This is a genomic window from Donghicola sp. XS_ASV15 (assembly GCF_041224595.1).
Taxonomy (GTDB): domain Bacteria; phylum Pseudomonadota; class Alphaproteobacteria; order Rhodobacterales; family Rhodobacteraceae; genus Donghicola.
Map to the genome: position 1 here is coordinate 287,975 of NZ_JBGFGN010000157.1, position 23,178 is coordinate 311,152.

Annotated in this window: 23 protein-coding genes; 4 read left to right on the forward strand and 19 right to left on the reverse strand. The window is 60.1% G+C overall.

Translation table 11 applies throughout. From position 1 onward, the window contains the following. Nucleotides 1–14: 14 nt before the first annotated feature. From ftsZ to ftsW, 9 genes are all read right to left on the reverse strand, one after another. On the reverse strand, nucleotides 15–1,727 hold the full coding sequence (gene ftsZ / locus AB9K37_RS15820; protein WP_369840609.1) for a cell division protein FtsZ: 1,713 nt from the start codon (nucleotides 1,725–1,727) through the stop codon (nucleotides 15–17). A 174-nt stretch (nucleotides 1,728–1,901) separates the two neighbouring features. Beyond that, complete coding sequence (ftsA, locus tag AB9K37_RS15825) at nucleotides 1,902–3,236, reverse strand: cell division protein FtsA (RefSeq protein ID WP_369840611.1); 1,335 nt, start codon at nucleotides 3,234–3,236, stop codon at nucleotides 1,902–1,904. Between the two features lie 5 nt (nucleotides 3,237–3,241). Continuing rightward, nucleotides 3,242–4,099, reverse strand: a complete 858-nt coding sequence (locus AB9K37_RS15830; RefSeq protein ID WP_369840675.1) for a cell division protein FtsQ/DivIB — start codon at nucleotides 4,097–4,099, stop codon at nucleotides 3,242–3,244. Continuing rightward, nucleotides 4,096–5,040: a D-alanine--D-alanine ligase gene (locus AB9K37_RS15835; RefSeq protein WP_369840613.1), complete on the reverse strand. Its 945-nt coding sequence runs from the start codon at nucleotides 5,038–5,040 to the stop codon at nucleotides 4,096–4,098. Before AB9K37_RS15835 ends, AB9K37_RS15830 begins: the two co-directional genes overlap by 4 nt. A gap of 96 nt (nucleotides 5,041–5,136) precedes the next feature. Next, nucleotides 5,137–6,054, reverse strand: coding sequence for a UDP-N-acetylmuramate dehydrogenase (murB, locus tag AB9K37_RS15840; RefSeq protein WP_369840615.1), 918 nt, complete (start codon nucleotides 6,052–6,054; stop codon nucleotides 5,137–5,139). After that, nucleotides 6,041–6,313 carry a DUF2484 family protein gene (locus AB9K37_RS15845; protein WP_072707187.1) on the reverse strand — a complete coding sequence of 91 codons (273 nt, stop codon included), beginning with the start codon at nucleotides 6,311–6,313 and terminating at the stop codon, nucleotides 6,041–6,043. The genes murB and AB9K37_RS15845 overlap by 14 nt, the downstream gene beginning before the upstream one ends. 15 nt (nucleotides 6,314–6,328) lie before the next feature. After that, nucleotides 6,329–7,726 (reverse strand): UDP-N-acetylmuramate--L-alanine ligase, encoded by a 1,398-nt coding sequence (murC, locus tag AB9K37_RS15850; protein WP_369840617.1) that lies wholly within the window; start codon nucleotides 7,724–7,726, stop codon nucleotides 6,329–6,331. 19 nt (nucleotides 7,727–7,745) lie between these two features. Next, entirely contained in the window at nucleotides 7,746–8,831 is a 1,086-nt protein-coding gene (gene murG, locus AB9K37_RS15855; protein WP_369840619.1) for an undecaprenyldiphospho-muramoylpentapeptide beta-N-acetylglucosaminyltransferase, read from the reverse strand. Continuing rightward, nucleotides 8,828–9,997 carry a putative lipid II flippase FtsW gene (gene ftsW, locus AB9K37_RS15860; RefSeq protein WP_369840621.1) on the reverse strand — a complete coding sequence of 390 codons (1,170 nt, stop codon included), beginning with the start codon at nucleotides 9,995–9,997 and terminating at the stop codon, nucleotides 8,828–8,830. The genes murG and ftsW overlap by 4 nt, the downstream gene beginning before the upstream one ends. 125 nt (nucleotides 9,998–10,122) lie before the next feature. Here ftsW and AB9K37_RS15865 point away from each other — a divergent pair, with 125 nt between their 5' ends. Further along, a complete protein-coding gene (locus AB9K37_RS15865; protein ID WP_369840622.1) occupies nucleotides 10,123–11,304 on the forward strand; it encodes an NAD(P)/FAD-dependent oxidoreductase in 1,182 nt (393 codons plus the stop codon). Here the strand turns inward: AB9K37_RS15865 and AB9K37_RS15870 are convergent. The 3 genes from AB9K37_RS15870 to ftsY all read right to left on the reverse strand — a co-directional run bounded on the left by AB9K37_RS15870 (nucleotide 11,301) and on the right by ftsY (nucleotide 13,995). Next, nucleotides 11,301–11,906: an inner membrane-spanning protein YciB gene (locus AB9K37_RS15870; protein ID WP_369840624.1), complete on the reverse strand. Its 606-nt coding sequence runs from the start codon at nucleotides 11,904–11,906 to the stop codon at nucleotides 11,301–11,303. The two genes, AB9K37_RS15865 and AB9K37_RS15870, sit on opposite strands and share 4 nt — an antisense overlap. Nucleotides 11,907–11,910: 4 nt before the next feature. Further along, nucleotides 11,911–12,813: an EamA family transporter gene (locus AB9K37_RS15875; RefSeq protein WP_369840626.1), complete on the reverse strand. Its 903-nt coding sequence runs from the start codon at nucleotides 12,811–12,813 to the stop codon at nucleotides 11,911–11,913. A gap of 90 nt (nucleotides 12,814–12,903) precedes the next feature. Further along, a complete protein-coding gene (gene ftsY / locus AB9K37_RS15880; RefSeq protein ID WP_369840628.1) occupies nucleotides 12,904–13,995 on the reverse strand; it encodes a signal recognition particle-docking protein FtsY in 1,092 nt (363 codons plus the stop codon). 112 nt (nucleotides 13,996–14,107) lie between these two features. On the opposite strand from ftsY, the gene AB9K37_RS15885 reads away from it, so the two are divergent. After that, a complete protein-coding gene (locus tag AB9K37_RS15885; protein ID WP_369840630.1) occupies nucleotides 14,108–14,503 on the forward strand; it encodes a hypothetical protein in 396 nt (131 codons plus the stop codon). Here AB9K37_RS15885 and xseA read toward each other — a convergent pair. Then, nucleotides 14,500–16,044 carry an exodeoxyribonuclease VII large subunit gene (gene xseA / locus AB9K37_RS15890; RefSeq protein ID WP_369840632.1) on the reverse strand — a complete coding sequence of 515 codons (1,545 nt, stop codon included), beginning with the start codon at nucleotides 16,042–16,044 and terminating at the stop codon, nucleotides 14,500–14,502. The genes AB9K37_RS15885 and xseA overlap by 4 nt on opposite strands. Nucleotides 16,045–16,116: 72 nt before the next feature. On the opposite strand from xseA, the gene purD reads away from it, so the two are divergent. Continuing rightward, a complete protein-coding gene (gene purD / locus AB9K37_RS15895) occupies nucleotides 16,117–17,385 on the forward strand; it encodes a phosphoribosylamine--glycine ligase (protein ID WP_369840634.1) in 1,269 nt (422 codons plus the stop codon). Between the two features lie 78 nt (nucleotides 17,386–17,463). Here the strand turns inward: purD and AB9K37_RS15900 are convergent, their stop codons facing one another. Together AB9K37_RS15900 and AB9K37_RS15905 are read right to left on the reverse strand one after the other, a co-directional pair. Further along, nucleotides 17,464–18,207: an FG-GAP repeat domain-containing protein gene (locus AB9K37_RS15900; RefSeq protein WP_369840636.1), complete on the reverse strand. Its 744-nt coding sequence runs from the start codon at nucleotides 18,205–18,207 to the stop codon at nucleotides 17,464–17,466. Next, nucleotides 18,207–18,530, reverse strand: coding sequence for a 2Fe-2S iron-sulfur cluster-binding protein (locus AB9K37_RS15905; RefSeq protein WP_369840638.1), 324 nt, complete (start codon nucleotides 18,528–18,530; stop codon nucleotides 18,207–18,209). The genes AB9K37_RS15900 and AB9K37_RS15905 overlap by 1 nt, the downstream gene beginning before the upstream one ends. A gap of 156 nt (nucleotides 18,531–18,686) precedes the next feature. Here AB9K37_RS15905 and AB9K37_RS15910 point away from each other — a divergent pair, with 156 nt between their 5' ends. Further along, entirely contained in the window at nucleotides 18,687–19,259 is a 573-nt protein-coding gene (locus AB9K37_RS15910; RefSeq protein ID WP_369840640.1) for a peptidoglycan-binding domain-containing protein, read from the forward strand. 76 nt (nucleotides 19,260–19,335) lie between these two features. On the opposite strand, the gene AB9K37_RS15915 is transcribed toward AB9K37_RS15910, so the two are convergent. From AB9K37_RS15915 to hflK, 4 genes are all read right to left on the reverse strand, one after another. Then, complete coding sequence (locus tag AB9K37_RS15915; protein WP_369840641.1) at nucleotides 19,336–20,799, reverse strand: DegQ family serine endoprotease; 1,464 nt, start codon at nucleotides 20,797–20,799, stop codon at nucleotides 19,336–19,338. Nucleotides 20,800–20,912: 113 nt separating this feature from the next. Further along, nucleotides 20,913–21,110 (reverse strand): DUF2065 domain-containing protein, encoded by a 198-nt coding sequence (locus AB9K37_RS15920; RefSeq protein ID WP_369840643.1) that lies wholly within the window; start codon nucleotides 21,108–21,110, stop codon nucleotides 20,913–20,915. Then, nucleotides 21,110–21,997 (reverse strand): protease modulator HflC, encoded by an 888-nt coding sequence (gene hflC / locus AB9K37_RS15925; protein ID WP_369840645.1) that lies wholly within the window; start codon nucleotides 21,995–21,997, stop codon nucleotides 21,110–21,112. Before hflC ends, AB9K37_RS15920 begins: the two co-directional genes overlap by 1 nt. Before the next feature lies 1 nt (nucleotide 21,998). Continuing rightward, on the reverse strand, nucleotides 21,999–23,159 hold the full coding sequence (hflK, locus tag AB9K37_RS15930; RefSeq protein WP_303959125.1) for an FtsH protease activity modulator HflK: 1,161 nt from the start codon (nucleotides 23,157–23,159) through the stop codon (nucleotides 21,999–22,001). Between the last annotated feature and the right edge of the window lie 19 nt (nucleotides 23,160–23,178).

Sequence of the window (23,178 nt, forward strand, 5' to 3'; positions counted from 1 at the left end):
TCAATTCACACGGTTCAGTTTGCCTGGCGGCGCAGGAACGCGGGAATCTCAATCTTTTCTTGTGCCGGATCGTTATCCACATCCTCTTCAAAAGAGGGTGCCGGAGGGGCAGCGCGACGCGCTGTCTGTGGTGCCGACGGCGCAGGCTGCGGACGGGCCGGAGCCGCAGGCTCTTCACTTTGACCCGTCATGCGGTTGATCAGCGAGTTGATCCCGAAGCGCGACTTCTCGGGCGCAGCAGGAGCAGCGGGACGCGCAGGCGCCTGAGGCTGGGTGCTGCCCATCGGACGCTGCTGTTGTGTGCCGCTGTGGTTCACAGCTGCCTTCAGACGCGCCATCGTTTCGGGGCTTGCAGCACCTGCAACAGGACGCTGGGGTGCTACAAAGTCATCCCCCTGATGCGCTTCGGGCGCAGGCTGCTGGTACTCTTCTGCACGCGGCTGGTACGCAGGTGCGGGCACATCTTCGGCGGGGTGCTGAGGTGCTGCACTACGCGGTTGCTGCGTGGGCTGCTGGTAGGATTCCTGCGGCAGCGGCGCGGGGCGCTTGGGCTGCTGAGGCGCAGGAGTCTGGTAGCTGGCCGGCTGCTGTGGAGCAGGCTGCTGGTATTGCGGCTGCTGGTACTGAGGCTGAGGCGCTGCGGCGGCCGGTGCTTGGGGCGCGGGCTGCTGCGGTGTGGGCGCATGCTGCTCAGCGCTGACCTGCTGGGTCAGCGGCTCTGCCAGACTGCGGCGCGGCGCGGGCTCTTCCAGAGCTTTGGCCGATGCATCGATACCCGTTGCCACAACGCTCACGCGCATACCGCCTTCGAGCGAGGTATCCAGAGTCGAACCAACGATGATGTTCGCATCGGGATCCACTTCTTCGCGGATACGGTTTGCCGCCTCGTCCAGTTCGAACAGGGTCAGGTCGTGCCCACCGGTGATGTTGATCAGAACGCCCTTCGCTCCGCGCAGGCTGATTTCGTCCAGCAGCGGGTTTGCGATGGCCTTCTCGGCCGCCTGGATGGCGCGATCTTCGCCGATCGCTTCGCCGGTGCCCATCATGGCTTTGCCCATCTCGTCCATCACGGCGCGAACGTCCGCGAAGTCGAGGTTGATCAGACCGGGGCAGACCATCAGATCGGTCACGCCTTTGACACCTTGATACAGCACATCGTCAGCTAGGCTAAACGCTTCGGTAAAGGTGGTCTTTTCGGTCGCCAAACGGAAAAGGTTCTGGTTCGGGATGATGATCAGCGTGTCGACGACCTTCTGCAGGGCTTCGACGCCCTCCTCGGCCTGACGCATGCGCTTGCCACCTTCGAACTGGAAGGGTTTGGTCACCACGCCAACGGTCAGCACGCCAAGTTCACGTGCGGCCTGCGCGATGATCGGCGCTGCACCGGTACCAGTGCCGCCGCCCATACCAGCCGTGATAAAGCACATGTGTGCGCCTGCCAGATGATCGACAATCTGCTCGATGCTCTCTTCAGCTGCGGCAGCGCCTACGCTTGCCTTGGCACCAGCACCCAGACCCTCGGTCACTTTCACACCCAGCTGGATGCGATTGGTTGCTTGAGCTTGCTGAAGGGCTTGTGCGTCGGTGTTCGCCACCACGAACTCGACACCCTCGAGCTGTTTTTCGATCATGTTGTTGACCGCGTTACCGCCGGCACCGCCCACACCGAACACGGTGATGCGGGGCTTGAGCTCATCGTGTCCGGGCATCGAAAGGTTCAAAGTCATGATGTGTCCGCCTGCTTGTCGCCCGTGCCACCGGGCAGTTTTGTCCCTGATTACATATCATTCTACGCGCCATAAACGGCGACGTCATCCAAAAAGTCAGCCTGTCAACACAAAATCTGGTCACTTGAGCGCCCGCAAAAGCGGCATTTCGCCTAAATGCACCAGATATTGGGCTTACCAGTTATCCTTGAACCATTTCATCGCGCGCTGCAATGATCGGGCGGGGTATCTTTCGACCGGCATGTCGAAATCCCACCATTCGTCCTGTGGATGCGCCGCAAAGCAGCATAGTCCCACCGCGCTCGCAAAGCCCGGCCCCGTCGCGGCCTGAGGAAGTCCATGAACGCGCAGAGGTCGACCCAGCCGCACTTGCTGCCCTAATATCTTACTGGCAAGCCCGTCAAGGCCGGGAATCTGGCTTCCGCCCCCTGTCAGGACGATCTGCTGGCTTGGCATGTGATCAAAGCCCGCAGCATCCAAGCGCGCACGCACTTCTTCGAGGATTTCCTCGACGCGGGGGCGCATAATTCCGATCAATTCGGTACGGCTGACCGTGCGACGATCGTGCTCCCAATCGCCGGAGTCGCCATCCAGATCGATCAATTCGCGGTCGTCCATACCTGTCGCGTAGACACCGCCATAAAAGGTCTTGATCCGTTCTGCCGTGGTCATCGGCACCTGCAGCCCCATCGAGATGTCACTGGTCACGTGATCGCCGCCCATGCGGACCGTGTCAGCGTAAATCATGTGCTTGCGCATAAAGATCGAAAGGCCAGTCGTCCCGCCTCCCAAGTCGATGCACGCCGCACCTAGCTCTTTTTCGTCTTCGATCAGGGCAGACGTGCCTGAAACGTAAGCGGAGCTTGCCACACCTGCCAGTTCCAGATCGCAACGTTTGATGCAGTATGCCAGATTCTGGATCACGCTGGCATCAACAGTGAGCATGTGCATATCACAGCTGAGTGTGTTGCCGATCTGGCCACGCGGATCATTCAAACCCGAACGGTGGTCCAGAGCAAAGTTCACCGGCTGCGCATGAAGCACTTCGCGTCCAGCGCCGTATTCCGGAACATCGCAGGACGCCAGAACACATCCGATATCCTCTTCGGTGACCTGCTGACCATCCAACTCGACCGCCCCGGCCAGACCGTAACTGCGGGGACGTGCGCCGGAAAACGTCGCGATGACATGATCCACGCGCACACCCGCCATCCTTTGAGCCGCCTGGACGACAGTACGGATTGCCCGCTCTGTCTCGGCCATGGCGTCAATCTCGCCAAACCGCACCCCGCGCGACCGAGTGGTCGCGGCACCGACGACGCGAAAACCCGCCTGCCCCGCCATGGACCCGATATCCTCGCCTTCGACAAAGGCATCTGTGCGATCAAACCGCAGCACCAGACACGCGATCTTCGAAGTTCCAACGTCCAGAATGGCGATCACGCCACGCTGTAGTGCTGCCTTCCGTAGTCCGCGCATGGCGCGCTGTGTTTCGTAAAGCTCGATCATCTGCCTCAATCCTCAGCTTCATACCCCCGGACGCGTAGCAATTCTTTTTGTGCTATCTTGGTCATCCGGATTGTCGGCCTGTCGGCCAGTCTCATGTCCACGACCGAAACGTCGCGGGCCAGAAGTTCTTTTGCCTGTTCTAATGCGATCACGCGTTCCAAGGCGCGGACGGCACCTTGCTCTGGCAACAGGATGCGCTGATCACGGTCCAGCACCAGGTCCCAGCGGCGGTTGCTGACGCGCACAATCCCGCGCACCCGCTCACGGATCGGGGTGGCCGCAGCGATCAAGTCCAACGCTTGGGTTACATTCTTCTTTGCGCCCTCTCCCACGATCAGCGGCAGATCGGGGCGTTCAATACGAGCGCTCAGTTTATCGGCACGAACACCAAAGGCATCAATCACTTCGACCCCCTCTGGACCGCGCCAAAGTGCGACGGGCACGCGTTCGTCCACAGCAACCTGCAAAACACCTCCGGTGCGGATCTGCAAGGAGACGTCTTTGACAGCATCAATCTCACGGATCTGGTCGCGCAGAGCGCCAAGATTCAGATCGAAAGAACTCAATGGAAAAGTTGCGGGCAAAAGGTCTTCGATAGCCTTTTGCGTTTTCTCGTTGGCGCCCTCGACAGCCAGAGTCTGAACCATGAATTCGGGGCGTTCTTGGAAGTCGCGCTTCACCGCTTCGATGCTTGCGAACAAATCGCTGCGGCGCTGTTCGTTGCCCAAATAGGTCGCTGCTGCCAGGGCCACCACCATCACAGGCAGCCCCATGCGCAGCCCCATGCGGAAGCTGGGGGTCAGCCACATGCGTTGGACCTTATAGGCCCAACGACTAGGAGCAGGATCAGCGCGGCGGGTCATCTGTTGCACGACGCGTCCTCCACCAGCCAGCGGCACAGCGCACCAAAGCTCATGCCTGCGAAACCCGCTTGTTCCGGACTTAGCGAGGTGGGTGTCATGCCGGGCTGGGTGTTGGTCTCGAGCAGGATCAAACCATCAATCCCGCGGCTCTCGTCCCAGCGGAAATCGGTGCGGCTCATGCCGCGGCAGCCAAGTGCATTATGCGCGCGGACCGCATAGTCATAACACGCATCGCGGATGTCGTCTGGAATATCGGCGGGGATCACGTGGCGCGATCCGCCCACTTCGTACTTGGCGCTATAATCGTACCAGCCGTCGGTTAGAATGTCGGTCACGGCCAAGGGACGATCCCCTAGCACAGTGGTCGTCAACTCGCGGCCCGGCGCATACGTCTCGACCATCACGGTCTCGGGCATTTCGTCGGACAGTTGCGGCGGCGTGTTCGCGCCATCCATCACCAGATAGACGCCGACGCTGGACCCTTCGTTGTTGGGCTTCACCACATAGGGCGCGGGCATCACGTGACGGGTGCCTACTTCGTCACGGCTGGCCAGAACGCTTTCGACAATCGGCAGACCGGCGGCGCGGTACACATCCTTGCTACGGGCTTTGTCCATGGCAAGCGAAGACGCCAGAACGCCGGAATGTGTGTAGGGGATGCCCATCCACTCTAGGATACCTTGGACGCAACCATCCTCGCCCCACCGACCGTGGAGCGCGTTGAACACAACGTCAGGGCGAATCTGTGCAAGGCGTGCGGGCAGGTCGGGACCAGCGTCCAATTCGACCACTTGGAATCCTTCGTCCCGAAGTGCAGCGGCGCACTCTTTTCCACTGGATAACGACACCTCGCGCTCTGCGGAGGGGCCGCCCAATAGGACCGCTACAGTCGGGTGAGCCCTGCTCGACATCACCGCTTCTGCCTCTGTATTCTCGGCCATTTTGGCCTGTTTTTATCTACTGGTAGCACAAGAGCCCAAAAACTCTCAGAATGCCACAGATTTTTAGTTAATTTATCTTACAAATCTTGGCTGTGACTAAGTTTCGTCACCAACTCGGATCACTTCCCATTCTAGCTCTAAACCGCTCGATTGGAAAACGCTTTTTCGGACAAGCTCGCCTAACCTTTCGAGATCAGACGCCGTCGCATTGCCTGTATTCACTAGAAAGTTCGAATGCTTCGGACTCATTTGCGCGCCACCCACGGTTGCGCCACGCATCCCTGCATCGTCAATGAGTTTCCATGCTTTCAGGTCGTGCACATCGTCGGCGCGGCCCGTGCTAGAAAAGCCGGCAGGATTGCGGAAAGTACTGCCCGCAGTGCGATCTTTTGTTGGTTGCGTCGCATCCCGCTTGGCCAACTGATCCGCCATTTTTTGCTCTAGCTCCTCAGGATCACCGGCGGGGGCCTCGAACACCGCCTCAGTCAAAACCCACCCTTCGGGTAAGTGACTGTGACGATATCCGAATTGTAGATCTTCGGGGTTCAGAGTGACCACTTCACCATCGCGTGAGACAGCCTGCGCGGATACCAGATGGTCTGCGACATAGGTGCCATAGCAACCAGCGTTCATGCGAATTGCACCGCCGATTGACCCCGGAATTGTCCGCAAAAATGTCAGATCAAGGCCCGCTGCCGCCGCCTTGCGCGCCGCCATGGAATCGAGCATTGCCGCACCCACGGTTACACGATTGCCCTCTATACTCAGTCCGTTAAAGCCGCGTCCCATGCGGATCACCACCGCTCTGATTCCGCCATCACGAACGATCAGATTGGAACCAACACCCATAGGAAAGACTGACACATCCTTTGAGAGCGCCCTTAGAAAGGCACAGAGGTCCTCGAGATCAGCAGGTTGAAAGAACCAATCCGCAGCCCCACCGACACGTAACCATGTCAGGTCGGCCAGTGTCCGGTTGGGTGTCAAAGTGCCTCGCACCTCAGGCATCTGCATCGGGGGTCCTCCGTTTTCCGGTCAGCCAGCGCCACAGGTAGATCACCGGCCAGCGCAGGATTGACAGACCTGCTGCCAGAAACGCCAGAGCGATCCAAGGGCCATTTGTAAAAAACAAAGCGACGAGCATAGGAATGCCCGTCGCGATCAGCCCATATGCACAGAGCCACAGCTTTTGCCCCTTGAAGAGCATGGTCATCAGAGCGGCGCTCAGCACCCAGACGCATGCCGCGCCCATTCCCAGATCCGCGGCAGTCATCAAGTGTCGCCCCTCTTAGTCGGCCAAACGGTTCGGCAGGTTATTTGCCCACGCGCTGATGGTCCCTGCCCCAAGGCACACGACCATATCACCGGGCTGGGTCTGCTCGCGCACCAGACGCTCCAGATCCTCTTCGTTGTGCAGGGCGCGGGCGTGGCGGTGACCATGACGGATCAGACCCGCGACCAGATCATCTCGGCTCGCGCCTTCGATGGGCGCTTCGCCAGCCGCAAAGACTTCGCCAATCGCAACGACATCCGCATCGTTAAAGCAGCTACAGAAATCATCGAATAGGCTGTGCAGTCGACTGTAGCGATGCGGCTGGTGCACAGCGATCACGCGGCCCGTGGTCGCCTGACGCGCGGCCTTGAGGACAGCGGCAATCTCAACAGGGTGGTGACCGTAATCGTCGATGATTGTGACCCCGTTGACTTCACCAACCTTGGTAAAGCGGCGATTCACACCGCCAAAATTGGCCAGCGCCTCGCGGATTTCCTCGATCTTCATGCCCAGATGGCGAGACACGGCGACCGCAGACAAGGCGTTAGAGACGTTGTGATCACCCGGCATGGGCAGCGTGCAGCCCTCGATTGTCATGTCTTCTTGTTGCAGCCGGATGTCGAAGTGGGCGACACCGGCCTCATAGCGCAGATTGATCGCGCGGACGTCCGCTTGGGCGTTAAAGCCATAGGTGGTCACGCGGCGGTCGGTGATTTTGCCCACCAGCGCCTGAACTTCCGGGTGGTCAGTGCAGCAAACCGCTAGACCGTAGAACGGGATATTGGACACGAACTGGTAGAAGCCTTCGCGCAGGGTGTCGAAATCGCCCCAATGCTCCATGTGCTCGGGGTCGATGTTCGTGACAATGGCGATGGTCGCGGGCAAACGATTAAAGGTGCCGTCGCTCTCGTCTGCTTCGACGACCATCCACTCGCCCTGACCCATGCGGGCATTCGAGCCATAGGCGTGGATGATGCCGCCGTTGATCACGGTGGGGTCGATCCCACCAGCAACCAACAATTCAGCGACCATCGTGGTCGTGGTAGTTTTGCCGTGGGTGCCCGCAATCGCGATGTTCGACTTCAACCGCATCAGTTCGGCCAGCATCTCGGCGCGGCGCACAACAGGCAGACCGCGGCGGCGCGCTTCGTCCAGCTCCGGGTTGCCCGGCTTGATCGCAGAAGAGATCACAACGACCTCGGCCCCTTCCAGATTCTGGGCCCGCTGGCCTTCGAAAATGGTCGCGCCCATGCCCGCCAGACGATCGGTGATCTTGCTGGTTTTCTGGTCAGAGCCCTGAACGGTGTAGCCGTGGTTGATCAGAACCTCGGCAATCCCCGACATCCCGATCCCGCCGATCCCGACGAAATGAATGGGGCCAACATCGGTGGGTAGCTTGGTCGCAGCGTTCATGGTAGAAGGTCTTTCTTCGTCAGGAGTGTGCCAGCTCTTCGACCAGCGCGACAAGGCGCTCGGTCGCGTCGGGGCGGCCAATGGACAGGGCAGCTTGGGCCATGTCATGGGCCCGCGAAGGCTGTGTCAAAATATCGGTGATAGATGTGGCAACGGCGTCCACAATGAATTCGTTTTCGGACAGGACGACAGCGCCACCAGCCTCGACCACGCCGCGCGCATTTGCTGTCTGGTGATCGCCCGTAGCCGCGGCAAAAGGCACAAGAATCGCTGGACGTCCGATCACGGTCACATCCGCAACAGAAGACGCGCCAGAGCGGCTGATCACCAGCTGCGCGCGCTCCATGCGCTCGGGGACATCACTGAAAAAGGGCTGAACGTCGGCTGTGATACCCGCTTCTTGGTAAAACGCTTTGACGCGCGTTTCATCCTCGCCCCGCGCCTGATGGCTGACTGTGATCCGACCACGCAAATCGGCGGGCAATGCGGCAATCGCGGCAGGCACGACATCTGACAGAATGCGCGCACCTTGCGAGCCGCCGATCACCAAGAGACTGACGTCTCCTTCGGGCGCAACATAAGGCGCGGCAGCTTTGTCCAGAACGGCGCTGCGGACGGGGTTGCCGGTATAAATGCCTTCGACGCCCTCGGGCAGATCTGTCGGCCAGGTTCCACACGCCACCTTATTCACTTTGGCAGCAAATACCCGATTGACCCGCCCCAAGACACCATTCTGCTCGTGGATCATGCGCGGCAAGCTCATCCACGTGGCCGCCGAAATCGCAGGGATCGACGGGTAACCGCCAAAACCGACAACGACCGCCGGCGTATCCTTGGCCATCGCGCTACGAGCCGACATGATCCCGCCAATAATCTTGAACGGCACGAGTAGCTTCGCCAGCGCCCCGCCACGCGCAAAGGTCGCGCTTTTGACTTCCTCAATCTGAACAGCGTCAGGGAACGCGCCCGTGTAGCGCGCGCCCCGCGCGTCGGTCGACAACTTGACCCGCCATCCTTTTGCCAGCATCGCCTCGGCCAGTGCCTGAGCGGGGAACATGTGCCCGCCGGTTCCACCGGCAGCGATCAGCAAAAGTGGTTGGGTCATAGACGCCCTCGTCCTCGCAAAAGTTCACCGATTTGGCCCTGCGGCCGCTTGCGGGTAAACGCCAGAAGCATCCCGACTGCAATACCCATCGCGATCAAAGAAGAGCCACCATAGCTGACGAACGGCAAAGTCATGCCTTTGGCGGGCAAAAGCCGCACAGCTACGCCCATATTGATCATCGCCTGCACACCGAACGAACAAGCCAGACCCGTGCCAGCGAGGCGGATAAAGGGATCGCGTTCCTTGATCAGGCGGATCAGCGATCGGACCACAACCACGGAATAGAGCGCAATAATCAGGCCCACCAGAACGAGCCCGTATTCTTCGGCTGCGACCGCAATGATGAAATCCGTATGTGCGTCCGGCAAAGACCATTTCACCTCCCCCTCACCCACGCCAACGCCAAAGAACCCGCCCTCTCGGATCGCGTTGGTGGCATAACCCAACTGGGTACGCGGATCGACATCGGGGCTCAGGAAGCCGTCAATGCGGCGCGCGAAGTGCTGCGAATTGTGATAGCTGAAGATGCCGCCCAAGACGACCATCCCCGCGATGCCCGACAGCAGCAGCATCGGTGCGCCCGCCACAAAGTACATTGTGCCCCACGCAAACAGGACCAGCGCCGACTGGCCGAAATCCGGCTGCAACGCCAGCAACAGCACGATAACACCTGTCAGGCCAAAGGAAATCAGCTTGCCCGGAGGGCCATTCATCTCTTGCCCTGCGGCCATCAACCACGCAGCGGTGACGATATACAGGGGCTTTAGGAATTCAGAGGGCTGGAACGACGCAAAGCCAAGCGAGTACCAGCGCACCGCACCTTTGCCGAAATCCGTGCCCAAAAAAGGCAGTAGCGCCAGTGCAATGAGCGACATAACAAACCCCAGCACCGCGTAACGTCGGATCACTTGGGGCGACATCATCGACACCACCATTGCGACCGTCAGCGCCACGCCGCCAAAGAACGCCTGACGCTGTACGTAGTAGAACGCGTCCAAGCCATTGCGCCCCGCGAGCGGCGGAGATGCTGCGAACCCCAGCAATAAACCGATACCGAACAGTGAAACGATGCAGCTCAGCGTCCACTTATCAACCGTGCGCCACCATCGCGGAAGGATAGGTTCGCCGGTTTGGACGCGTACTGCGCCATAGACCATTTCTGTCATGGGATGACCTGCCGATTTACCTCTGCCCTGCCCCTTTGCGGGATCTGCAAGCGACTCTATCGTGAAACTTGCTTCATGGCCAGAGTCCTCTTGATTCCAAGGCGATTTCGCGACAATCCGCCGGTATGACCTATGACACGCTGATCCTCGGGGCCGGAGCGGCCGGAATGATGTGCGCCGCCCATTGTGGTGGGCGCGTACTGGTGATCGACCACGCCAAAGCCGCAGGAGAGAAGATCCGCATCTCTGGCGGTGGGCGCTGCAACTTTACCAACATGTATGCAGAACCTGCGAATTTCCTGAGCCAAAACCCGCATTTCTGCAAATCGGCGCTGGCCCGATATACCCAGTGGGACTTTGTGTCTTTGGTCGACAGCTACGGGATCAAGTGGCACGAGAAAACGCTCGGGCAGCTGTTTTGCGACAACAGCGCAAAGGACATCATCGCCATGCTGCGCGATCTGATGGACAAAGTGGGCGCGCAACTCTGGCTGGAAACAGTGGCCGAAAGCGTCACCCAAGCGGACGGGCTGTTCCACGCACGTCTTGTAAGGGGCGGCAAGCCTTTGACCGTGTCCGCGCGGCGGGTTGTGCTGGCGACGGGCGGCAAATCCATTCCCAAAATGGGCGCCACCGGCATTGCCTATCAGATCGCAGAAAGCTATGGCTTGAAGGTCACGGAGACCCGCCCTGCCCTCGTGCCGCTGACGTTCAGCGCGCAACCTTTTGCGCCGATCTCTGGCACCGCCATTCCGGGCCGTGTCCGCGCCGGAAACGGGTGCTTTGACGAGGCAGTGCTGTTTACACATCGCGGCCTGTCCGGCCCTGCGATCTTGCAGGCCTCATCCTATTGGACCGAAGGCGACAGCGTGCACCTGAACTTGTGCCCGGAAAACGACTGGATGGCGATTCTGCGGCAGGCTCGCAGCGATACCCCACGCCGCCAGATCGGCACAGCGCTGGCCGAACACCTGCCCAAGAAACTGGCACAGCATCTGGACGAGGCGTGGGGTCTACAGGACCAACTGGCCAACACCACGGACAAACGTCTATCCGAAGTGGCCGAGAAGCTGGCAGACTGGGAACTGACTCCCACAGGGTCCGAAGGCTACCGCACCGCCGAAGTCACCCTTGGCGGGATCGACACGGATGAGCTGTCCTCAAAAACGATGGAGGCCAAGGATGTCCCTGGCCTCTATGCGATTGGGGAATGTGTGGACGTGACCGGCTGGCTTGGCGGCTACAATTTCCAGTGGGCGTGGTCCTCGGCGATGGCCTGCGCACAGGCCATCGCAGCGTCGGATTAATCCTCGGTCTTTTCGATCCCGTACTGCTGGAAGAGTTTCCCTTGCAGCATGAAGAACGCAAAGATCGCGATGGTCAGGCCAAAGGTCTTGAAACTGACCCAAGTCTCGGTGTTCTGGGTGCGCCAGACGATTTCGTTCAGCGCGGCCAGCCCAAAGAAGAAGGCACAAACGCGGCGGGTCAGGATCATCCATCCCTCCTGCTGCATCGGCAGCGCTTCTTCCATCACAACGCGCAGGTAGCTTTGGCCGCGTAACAGACCGAAACCCAGAAAGCCGCCAAAGATCAGGTAGATCAGAGTCGGCTTCATCTTGAAAAACCGCTCGTCGTTCAGCCACACAGATAGGCCGCCAAACACGACCACCAGCACCAACGTCACGATTTGCATTTTGGACATGTGGCCGGTCAGCTTCCACAAGAGGCCCGAACAGATCACCATCAAGGGCACAAAGGCCGCGGTGACGGCAATAAAGCCGCTGTATTCCTCGCCGCCGAAGGTGAAGGTGCGGTCCTTGAGCAGGACATAGGCCACAAAGAACGCCAGCACCGGCCCGTATTCGAGCACGCCTTTGACCATAGGGCTGACGGGTTTGGGCTCTGCCATGGGGTTAACCTCCGAATTCAACGACGACCGCCCCGAGGGCAATCAAGGACATAAGAGCGATGCGGCGCGGGCCGACTTTCTCGCCTAGGACGATCCATCCGATCAGGGCAGCAAACACGGTCGAGGTCTCGCGCAGAACCGCAGCCTCGCCGACCTTGTCCAGACGGGTTGCCAGCATAATGGTGCCGAAGCTGCCGAATGCAACCAGTCCGCCGATCACACCTCGGAGGGCGAGCGGACCGAAGTCAGGCTTCACCTCCATCGCGCGCCAGCGTTTCGCCGCGTAGATCGGCATCGCAATCCCGTCGATAAAGAAGAACCACGCCAAGAAAGTGAAAGGGTCTGCTGTCGCGCGAATACCGTAGGCGTCATAAGTGGTGTAAAGCGCCACAAACGCGCCTGTGATGAAGGCAAGTCCCAACGCGGGCAGCAGTGTCTCGCGATCCACGTCAATGTGGATGTAGTTATAGAGCGCGAGCCCGAAAATGCCGGCCAGCAGAATGCCAACGCCGAGCCACTGGGTTGGGGCAAAGGTCTCGCCAAAGATGAGAAACGCGCCGATGACCGTGAACAAGGGACCTGTGCCACGCACTACGGGGTAAACGACTGTATAGGCCCCGCGCGTGTAGGCCATCGCCTGCAGGACCTTGTAAGCCAGATGAATCAGGAACATGCCCGCAAAGATCGGCCACATATGCGCTTCGGGCCACGGCACGATGAAAAGCGCGAAAGGCATCGCCATCAGACCATAGCTCATGTCCATCGCGCCGCGGCTAAGCCACGGGTCGTGACGCCCTTTTTGCAACGCGCCGAAGAATGCGTGCAGGATTGCGGCGGAAACGGCGAGGATCAGCGCAAGGTGATGGCCCGCTTCGGTGCCTTCGAGAGAGAGGAGCCAATTGCTCAAGAGGTGCGCCTTTCGGGGACCGGGAATGGGGGCGCTGCCCCCGCCCGCTATCGCGGACTCCCCCGGAGTATTTGGGCAAAGATGAAAGGGTTACTCGAGGCCGACGAGCGCCTTGGCGAAATCTTCGGGATCAAAGGCGTCGAGGTCATCAATCTGCTCGCCCACACCGATGGCGTGGATCGGCAGACCGAACTTGTCCGCCAGCGCGACCAAAACACCGCCCCGTGCGGTGCCGTCGAGCTTGGTCATCACAAGGCCAGAGACATCGGCGATCTGTTTAAAGATTTCGACCTGCGTGACCGCGTTCTGACCTGTCGTCGCGTCCAGCACCAAGAGCGTGTTGTGCGGTGCGTCGGGGTCTTTTTTACGGATCACGCGAACAATTTTCGCGAGCTCTTCCATGAGATCGGCGCGGTTTTGCAGTCGGCCAGCGGTGTCAATCATCAGAAGGTCTGCGCCTTCGGCCTCGGCCTTGGTCATCGCCTCGTAGGCGAGGCTTGCGGGGTCCGAGCCTTCGGGTGCGGTCAGAACGGGCACGTCGGCGCGCTGGCCCCAGACCTGAAGCTGCTCGACCGCAGCGGCACGGAAGGTGTCGCCCGCAGCAATCACCACGTTTTTGCCCGCAGCTTTGAATTGGCTGGCAAGTTTACCGATAGTGGTGGTTTTGCCCGACCCGTTGACGCCGACGACCAGAACGACCTGCGGCTTTTTGGGATAGAGCGGCAGGGGACGCGCGACGCCCTCCATGATGCGGGTAATTTCACGGGCCAGAAGTTCTTTGATCTGGGTCTGGCTCACGCGCTGACCAAGGTGGCTTTGGGCAATGTTGGCCGCGACACGCTGCGCGGTTTCGACCCCCATGTCCGAAGCGACGAGCAAGTCCTCGAGTTCCTCGAGCATGTCATCGTCGAGGGTCCGCTTGGGGCCAGTATCGGCACCCGTGAGGCGACCCAGAATACCCGCTTTGGCGGGTGCGGGCGCGGCGGGCTGCGCTGGCGCAGGTGCCGGTTCAGACGATGGGACCGGTGCTGGCGCGGGTTCAGGCGTCGGCGCAGGTGCAGGCTCGGGGCTTTGTGCCTCGGTGGTTTCTTCTGCGCCATCCTCGATCAACGCCTCCAGACCCTGATCGAGTTTGGAGGAAGATTTGAACATCCGGTCGCGGAGCTTGCGGAAAAACGCCATGGGCACCCCTTTTTCTATCCGCGACAGAGGTAAACCTTCTGTGGATGAAAGAAAAGGCGCGGGACACGCGAAAAATACCGTCCTATGCTGCGCGCAAACCTCCGGAGTTTTTATGCTGCGCCTTATTACGTTTATTGCTTTGATTGTTCCCGCCCTCGGGAACGCCGAAACCCTCCTCAGCGCCGAGGAGTTTGCCGCCCGCGTCGAGGGCAAAGTACTGACCTACGGCCTGCTAGGTGAGCCTTATGGCGCAGAAGAGTACCTGCCCGATCGCCGCGTGCGCTGGTCTTTTCTGGATGGCGACTGCGACGAGGGGTTTTGGTATCCCGAAGGCGACGCGATCTGCTTTGTCTATCAGGACACCCCCACACCGCAGTGCTGGAAGTTCTTTGACACTGGTGCCGGCATTCGTGCCGATTTTCTGAGCGACCCTGCCGATGACAGCCTGTACGAGGTCGATCGGGGAGAAGGGCCGCTCTATTGCATGGGTCCAGAGGTCGGGGTCTAGAACAAGCTGCCTTGGGCGGGACCGCTGTCCTTGGGCTTTTTCGCGGGTTTCGCGGAACCACCGATTTTCATGCGGCCATCGGCGAATTCGATCTCGATCGCACCTGCGTTTTGCGCTGCCTCTTTGGTTGTGACAACGTGACTGTCGGCACGGACGACGGCATAGCCGCGTTCCAGCGTTTTGCGATAGCTGAGGGTTTCTAGCAGGCGGCCTGCTGCATCCAATCTTTCGGCGCGTTTGTCGCTCAGGCGTTTGTGGCTGTCGGCCAAGCGCTGCGTCAGACGGTCTAAATCTGCGGTTTGGCGCGTAATCTCGGCGCTCAGCGCCTCGGGGCGTAGACGGGCGGCGCGCGCAAGGAAGGCATCTTTGCGGTTGGCAATAAGCCGAGTTTGAGCAGGCGTCAGGCGCGCAGCCAGTTTGGTGGTCCGGTCAGCTTCGGTCTGAATGGCGCGGCGCAGGGTGGCGGGGCGCAGGGAGCCGCCCGCTTCGGACAGACGTAGGCGGCGCGCATCGACGCTACGGCGCAGGGCAGCGGGCAAACGTTCGGAGGCATAATCGAGACGCTGACGGGCTGGTTCGACCAACCGTTCAGGGCGCGGCAGGGCGCGGGACAGATCGCGCAGACGCTCGCCACGCAGATCAAGCCCTCGGGTCAGGCCACGGCCCAAACGCGCGGCGAAATCATCCAGAGCAAACATCAGATCCGTGCGTACGGGTACGGCGATCTCGGCGGCGGCGGTGGGCGTGGGCGCACGGCGGTCGCTGACAAAGTCGATCAGGGTGGTGTCTGTCTCGTGCCCCACAGCAGAAATCAGCGGGATATCAGAGGCCGCGGCGGCGCGCGCAACGATCTCTTCGTTGAAACCCCAGAGGTCCTCGAGCGAGCCGCCGCCGCGCGCGACGATCAGCACGTCAGGGCGCGGCAAGGCCCCGCCGGGAGTCAGGCGGTTGAACCCTTCGATCGCGCGGGCCACTTCGGGGGCGCATTTTTCACCCTGCACAGCGACCGGCCAGATCAGCACCTTGCGCGGAAAACGGTCGCGAAGGCGATGCAGGATATCGCGGATCACCGCACCCGAGGGCGACGTGACCACGCCGATAATCTCGGGCAAATAGGGCAAAGGGCGCTTGCGGGCGGGGTCGAACAGCCCCTCCCCTTCCAGCTTTTTTTTGCGGGCTTCGAGCATGGCCATCAGGGCGCCCACACCGGCGGGGCGCATGTCTTCGATCACCATCTGGTATTTGGACTGACCGGGGAACGTGGTCAGGCGGCCGGTGGCGATAACCTCCAGCCCCTCTTCGGGGCGGGTGGGCAGTCGGCTGGCGACACCCTTCCAGATGACCGAGGCCAGAACGGATTTGTCGTCCTTAAGGTCCAGATAGACGTGACCCGAGCGCGGAAAGGACACCCGCCCGATCTCCGCACGAATCCGGATGTGGCTGAATTCGCCCTCGATCATGCGCTTTACCGCGCCTGACACCTCGGAGACGGTGAATTCTGGGGCATTGCGGCCCGGTGCCTCGTCCTCGAACAGGTCCATACTTGCCTCGCTTGTTCTTTGGTTGATCCCAAACTAGAACGCCTGCAACGAAAACCCAAGCGGGAGTAGCCCATGAACATCCTGATCCTTGGCGGCGGTGGCCGCGAACATGCGCTGGCGTGGGCCGTGTCGCAGAACCCCAAGTGCGATAAACTGATCGTCGCCCCCGGCAACGCGGGCATCGCACAGATCGCCACCTGCGCCTCGCTGAATGCCGAAGACCCTGCTGCGGTTGTGCAGTTTGCCGAAGCCGAGGCCATTGATCTGGTCATCATCGGCCCCGAAGCGCCCTTGGCTGCGGGCGTCGCAGACCGCCTGCGCGAGGCGCAAATCCCCGTGTTCGGCCCCAGTGCAGCGGCGGCCCGTCTGGAAGCCTCGAAGAGCTTTACCAAGGAAATCTGCGACGCGGTTGGCGCGCCCACGGCCGCCTACGCTCGCTTTACCGAGGCCGAGCCCGCCAAAGCCTATATCCGCGAACAAGGCGCGCCGATCGTGGTCAAGGCCGACGGTCTGGCGGCGGGCAAAGGCGTGATTGTCGCGATGGAAGTGGACGAAGCGCTGGCGGCCATCGACGACATGTTCGGCGGCGCATTCGGTGCGGCTGGCGCAGAGGTCGTGATCGAAGAATTCATGACCGGCGAGGAAGCCAGCTTCTTCGTGCTGGTGGATGGCAATGACGTTCTGCCCGTTGGCACCGCCCAAGACCACAAGCGCGTTGGCGAAGGTGACACCGGCCCCAACACCGGCGGCATGGGCGCGTACTCCCCTGCCCCGATCATGGACGCGTCTGTGACCGACAAAGCACTGGAAGAGATCGTGCGCCCAACCATGGCCGAGATGGCCCGCCGCGGCACGCCCTATTCGGGCGTTCTGTATGTCGGCCTGATGATCGAAGACGGACAGCCCCGGTTGGTGGAATATAACGTCCGCTTTGGCGATCCCGAATGTCAGGTGCTGATGCTGCGCCTTGGCGCGCAGGCGCTGGACCTGATCCAAGCCTGTGCCGAGAGCCGCCTGTCCGAAGTGACCGTGAACTGGGCCGATGACCACGCGATGACCGTTGTCATGGCCGCCGAAGGTTATCCGGGCAGCTATGTCAAAGGCACCGAGATCAAAGGTTTGGACGCCATCGAGAACGACAGCATGAACGTTGTTTTCCACGCGGGCACCAAAGCCGAGGGCGGCCAAGTGTTGGCCACAGGTGGCCGTGTGTTGAACGTGACTGCCCGTGGGGAAAGCCTGCAAGAGGCCCGCGACCGCGCCTATGCGATGGTAGATCGCGTGGATTGGCCCGAAGGCTTCTGCCGCCGTGATATTGGCTGGCGTCAGTTGCAGCGATAATCGGGATGGGGGCGCTGCCCCCTCTTGGCCTCGGACCGAGGCCAATTCACCCCCGGGGTATTTTCGCCAAGATAAAGATCAGGGCTCGCAGGACAGCGCGCTCTGAATCGTTTGGGGATCTTCGTATTTTTCGAGTCGGCGCGAGATCAGCTTATCGTCTTTCAGTGTCGTCGCCATGACTTGGGTCCAGTCGCCATTCGCTGTTATGATCTCTGGGGTGCCGCCTTCTTCGCAAGTGCGGATACCCCCTACGATGTAGGGCCACCCGATCTGATGGTTGGATAATCCCCATGCGTCCGCGACCGGCGTCAGGCGCGCAACGCTCTCTGTCGGTGAGGTCTGTGTACGCGAGTAGCGGTAGACGCGGAGCTTTTTGTCGAGATGTGGGCGATCCACATACGCGATCTCGATTTGCCCATCGCCGTCTAGATCAGCGGCACCAACTTTGGCCATCCAGCGGTAGCGTTGGCCGATGAAAGGCGTCGCGATCGTGAGGGCTAATGTCCCTGTCGTGATGCCATAAATGGCCAGACGCGATCCGAACTCTTCGTGACTTTCCACAGTCAGAAGCTCAATGCTGCCATCGTTGTCCAGATCAACGAGCAGAGGCTCTGTATCCTCGAACACAATCTGCTTGGACCACTCGAGTGAGAATTCCCGCCCCTCATCCGTTCGGATGACCAGCTTGGTGTATTCAACCGGATCCCCGAGCGCCTGATGGGGGTAGCGGGTGGTCGGGCCATCATAGCCCGCCCACGTAATCGTTTCGGACAGCGCCGGCGCAGCAGTCAGTGCCAATACCAGAGCCGCCGTCCACATCATTAGATCTGCTTTTCCGGCATTTGCACCACAAGGCCATCAACGGAATCTGTGACCTTGATTTGGCAGGTGAGGCGCGAGCGCGCAGGATCGGGCTCGTAGGCGAAGTCCAACATGTCTTCTTCCATCGAGTCTTTGGCAGGCAGTTTCTCAACCCAAGCGGGGTCTACATAAACATGGCAAGTCGAGCAGGCACATGCCCCGCCGCAGTCTGCTTCGATGCCCGGAATGCCATTATCCCGTGCGCCCTCCATAACGGTCAGACCGTTTGCGACGTCAACAACGTGCTTGGTTCCGTTATGCTCGATGTATGTAATCTTGGCCATCTTGCTGGTCTTTCCTTTCACAACTTGTCTTTTACCTAGTGAATGAAAGGCTTTCTCGCCAGTAAGAAATAGACCCAGATCGTAGGGCTAGGCCAACCCATTGTTTCACGGTATCTTTGCAGCAACATGCGGACCACACGCAGTCGAGGAAGAGTATTGAGCACGTTTCGAAAATGGCCATCATTTCTAGCTCTGGCAATGGTCATCCCTGGGTGCGGCAGCGGTGTCATTACGGCAGCTTACCTGTCAGAGCCTGATACAATCGGCTATCACAGCTACGGCCCCGAAGGCGCCGCGCCCGGCACTTGTTGGGGGGTTGAGTTCACGCCAGCTGTGATCGAGACCGTGACAGAGCACCATGTGCTGACCCCCGAGACAAAACAGGCAGATGGGACAGTGCAGCCTGCAACCTACCGGACCTCCACCCGACAGGAAATGGTGCAAGATCGCGGCGAAAAATGGTTCGAAACCCCCTGCGAGAGCGATCTGACACCAGATTTCATCGCCTCTTTGCAAAGAGCGCTGCAACTGCGCGGATATTTACGTGGGTCTACTGACGGTGTGCTTGATGTTCGCACCAAGCGCGCCATCCAAGAATTCCAGCGTGATTTCGGACTGGATAGCGATGTTCTGAGCATGCGAGCAGCGCGTCAACTTGGACTGGTGGCCTATGGTCGAGAAGAGTTCGGTGCCACTGCGCCACGCCAAGGCGGTTCGGGGCCCAATTAACCCAATTTGATATGTTAAAATTAATGGGCGTGACCAAAGATCACGCCCATTAAATTTGCAAGAACGTTGTGCTGATTTACTGCGATTCGACAGTCAAAGCGACGAAACGAGGCTCGCCCATGCGACGGATCAAAAGAAGAAGCGATTTGCGTCCCGCCTCTGCAGTCTCCTCGATGCGCGCCTGAAGGTCGGCGACAGCGGTGATTGGCTGCTGACCAGCCTCGGTGATCACGTCACCTGCACGCAGTCCCTTGTCGAAGGCTTCGCTGTCGTCGGCAACCTCGGTGATCACCAGACCTTTGCTCGCAGGCGGAAGCTCCAGCTCCGAACGGACTTCGTCAGTCAGTTCCGACAGGGTCATGCCAAGAATTTCAGCCGAAGACGGTTCTACCATTTCTTCTGGCGCAGTGTCTTCTGAACCTTCGGCCGTCTCACGGCGGCCAAGCGTCACGAGAATGGTCTGGCTCTTGCCTTCGCGGAAGACAACGACGCGGACGGCTTTGCCATCGGGGGTGTCACCCACCTGGCGGACCAAACCGCGTGTGTCGTCTACGTCCACACCATCAAAGCTGGTGATCACATCGCCTGCCATAATGCCTGCGTCCTCGGCAGGACCCGGAGGTACATCGGTGACAAGGGCACCCTTGGCGCTTTCTAGCCCCATCGCTTCGGCAACATCAGGCGTCACATCCTGAATGCGGACACCCAGCCAGCCACGGCGTGTTTCACCGAACTCTTGCAGCTGATCGACCACCTTGGACACCACGTTTGCCGCCATCGAGAAGCCGATGCCAATCGAACCGCCGTTGGGCGACAGGATCGCAGTGTTCACACCAACGACGTCGCCGTTCATGTCGAACAAAGGCCCCCCCGAGTTGCCGCGGTTGATCGCGGCGTCGGTCTGGATGTAGTCATCGTAGCTGCCGGACAATTCGCGGTTGCGCGCCGACACGATACCGGCCGAGACAGAGAAGCCCTGACCCAGCGGGTTCCCCACGGCCAGAACCCAGTCACCGACACGCGCGGTGTCGCTGTCACCGAATGGAACGAAGGGCAGCGGCTCTTCGGCTTCGACCTTTAGCAGCGCGATGTCGGTCTTAGGATCCGTCCCCACGACAGTCGCCGCCAAGTTATCGCCGCTGGTGAATTCGATCATGATCTCGTCAGCGTTTTCGATCACATGGTTGTTGGTCACCACGAAACCGTCTTCGCTGATCACAAAACCCGAACCCAGAGCAGAGCTGCGGCGCGGCTGCGTGGGCCCGTCCGGATTCTGGAACTGGCGGAAAAAGTCTTCGAAGGGCGAACCTTCGGGCACCTGAGGACCAGGGCCGGTATTGACCTCGACCATGGTCGACGTGGTGATGTTCACCACCGCAGGGCTGACTTGCTCGGCAAGATCGGCAAAGCTATCGGGGGCCGCTTTGACGGTGGTCGCTAGACCTTGGGCCATCGTCATAACCGCGACCAGCCCCGCCATGACAACCATCCGAGCCGAAGTCGTGCTGCGGCGTGCAATCGTCTGAGTCTGGGAATTCAATTGGGGTCTCCTTCTGGAACACGAGCCGTGTGCATTGTTGAACACCTAGGGTCGCGCTAACTCAACACAAAGGCCGGTAAGATTATCTCAAGACGATGTGATGAGATGAAACTTCAGTGCGGCAAGGCGTCGAAGGTTATCGCAACCAGCGCGACACCCACTGCCATAGCCACCAAACCCATCATCCGGCGGTCCTCTATCGACATCTGCCGCATGGCTTCGAGCATACGCTCGATAAGCGAAGGGGCCAGCGCATAGGCCAGCCCCTCGATCACCAGAACCAGCCCTATGGCCAGAATGGCAGTTTGCATCAGTTGGCTCCGGCCTCTGGATTGTCGTTCTTCAGATAGTCAAAGAACTGACTGTTCGGAGTCATCACCATGCTGCTGTTGCCACCCTGAAGGGCGCTCTCGTAGGCCTGAAGCGACCGGTAGAAGGCAAAGAACTCTGGGTCTGCGCCGAATGCTTCGGCGAACACGTTGTTCCGCTGCGCATCAGCTTCACCGCGAACGATTTGCGCTTCGCGCTCTGCATCGGACAGGGTTTCCACCACCGTACGATCGGCGGTCGCACGCACACGCTGCGCCGCTTCGTTACCACGGGCGATCTCGTCAGCGGCTTCGCGTTCACGCTCGGCGCGCATACGGGCAAAGGTGGCCTCGAGGTTCTGCATCGGCAGGTTGGTCTGCTTCAGGCGCACGTCTACAACGTCCAGACCCAAGCTACGCGCTTGGACACGGGCGTTGTCGCGAATACGCAGCATCAACGAGCCACGCTCCTCGGAGAGGATGGTGTCCGAGGTGACCTGATCAGCACCCAGAACTTCGCGGATCTGCGCGTTCAGGATCGAGCTCAGGCGGTCTTCGGCGGCACGAATGCCCCCCACACCAACGGCCTGACGGAACTGCACGACATCGGCGATGCGGTAGCGCGCGAATGCGTCAACGACCAAACGACGATCATCCGACGGCGTGACCTCGATCACATCGGTGTCCAGAGACAGGATGCGATCGTCATATTTCACAACGTCTTGGATCAACGGAATTTTGATCGCGAGGCCGGGCTCTTCCTTGACCGCTTTGATCTGGCCGAACTGCAGGACGAGCGCCTTCTCGCGTTCATCCACCACATAGAGCGAGGACAGAATGACCGCGATGACTACGACGATGGCGGGCAGGATGATGGCTGATTTACGCATCTTAGTTACCTCCCTGCGAGCTGTTTCGGTTCAGTTCATTAAGCGGCAGGTAAGGCACGACATTGCTGCCGTTTTCACCGCTGACCAGCGCCTCGTCGAGGATGGTCTTGTCGACACTGCCAAGGACCTTTTCCATCGTCTCGATATAGAGACGGCGGCGGGTCACTTCGGGCGCCTTCTCATATTCGGCCAGAACAGCACTGAAGCGCGATGCTTCACCCAAGGCGTCGTTCACCACGCGGGCACGGTAGCCTTCGGCCTCTTCCAGAGTCTGAGCCGCTTCACCGCGGGCTTCCGCAAGAACGCGGTTCGCATAGGCATCCGCCTGACGCTGCAGACGATCGCGCTCTTGCTCAGCAGCCTGCACTTCGCGGAAGGCGTCAATCACTTCGCTCGGCGGGTCTGCACGATCAAGGTTCACACGCACAACGCTGATGCCGCTGTCATATTCATCCAGCGTCGCTTGAATGTTCTGCATCGCGGTATCCGCAATCAGACCACGGTCACGGTTCAGGATCGGCGCAAGGGTCGAGGCCGCAATGATTTCGCGCATGACCGACTCGGACACAGCCTGAACGGTCAACTGGGGATCGCGAATGTTGAACAGCAATTTCGCGGGGTCGTTGATATTCCAGACAACTTGGAAGTCGATGTCCACGATGTTTGCATCAGTGGTCAGCATCAGGCCATTGCCATTCCCGCCGCGCGAGACGCCCACGTCTTCGGTCCGTTCCGAGGTCACATTGATAACTTCGGCAGTCACCAACGGCCAAGGCGCGAAGTTCAAACCAGGATTTCCGGTGCTGTAATATTCGCCAAGGAACAGCTCAACGGACTGTTCTTCGGGTTTCACGGTGTAAAAGCTGCCGAACGCCCACAAAGCAACTGCCGCCAGTACGCCGAGCCCAATGGTGCCGCGGCCCAAGCTTGGTCCGCCGCCGCCATTGCCACCACCGGTCGAGCCACCGTTGCCACCGCGACCGCCCATCAGGACGCGCAGTTGCTCTTGGCCCTTTTTCACCAGTTCGTCGATTTCGGGGATTTGGTCATTGCCCTTAGGAGGACGCTGGCCATTGTTGTCGCCGCCCCCTCCGTTCGATCCGCGGTTGCCACCGCCACCAGAGCCTCCGCCGCCCCAGGGGCCGCTCCCGTTTCCAGCCATATAGCCTCTTCCCTTTCGT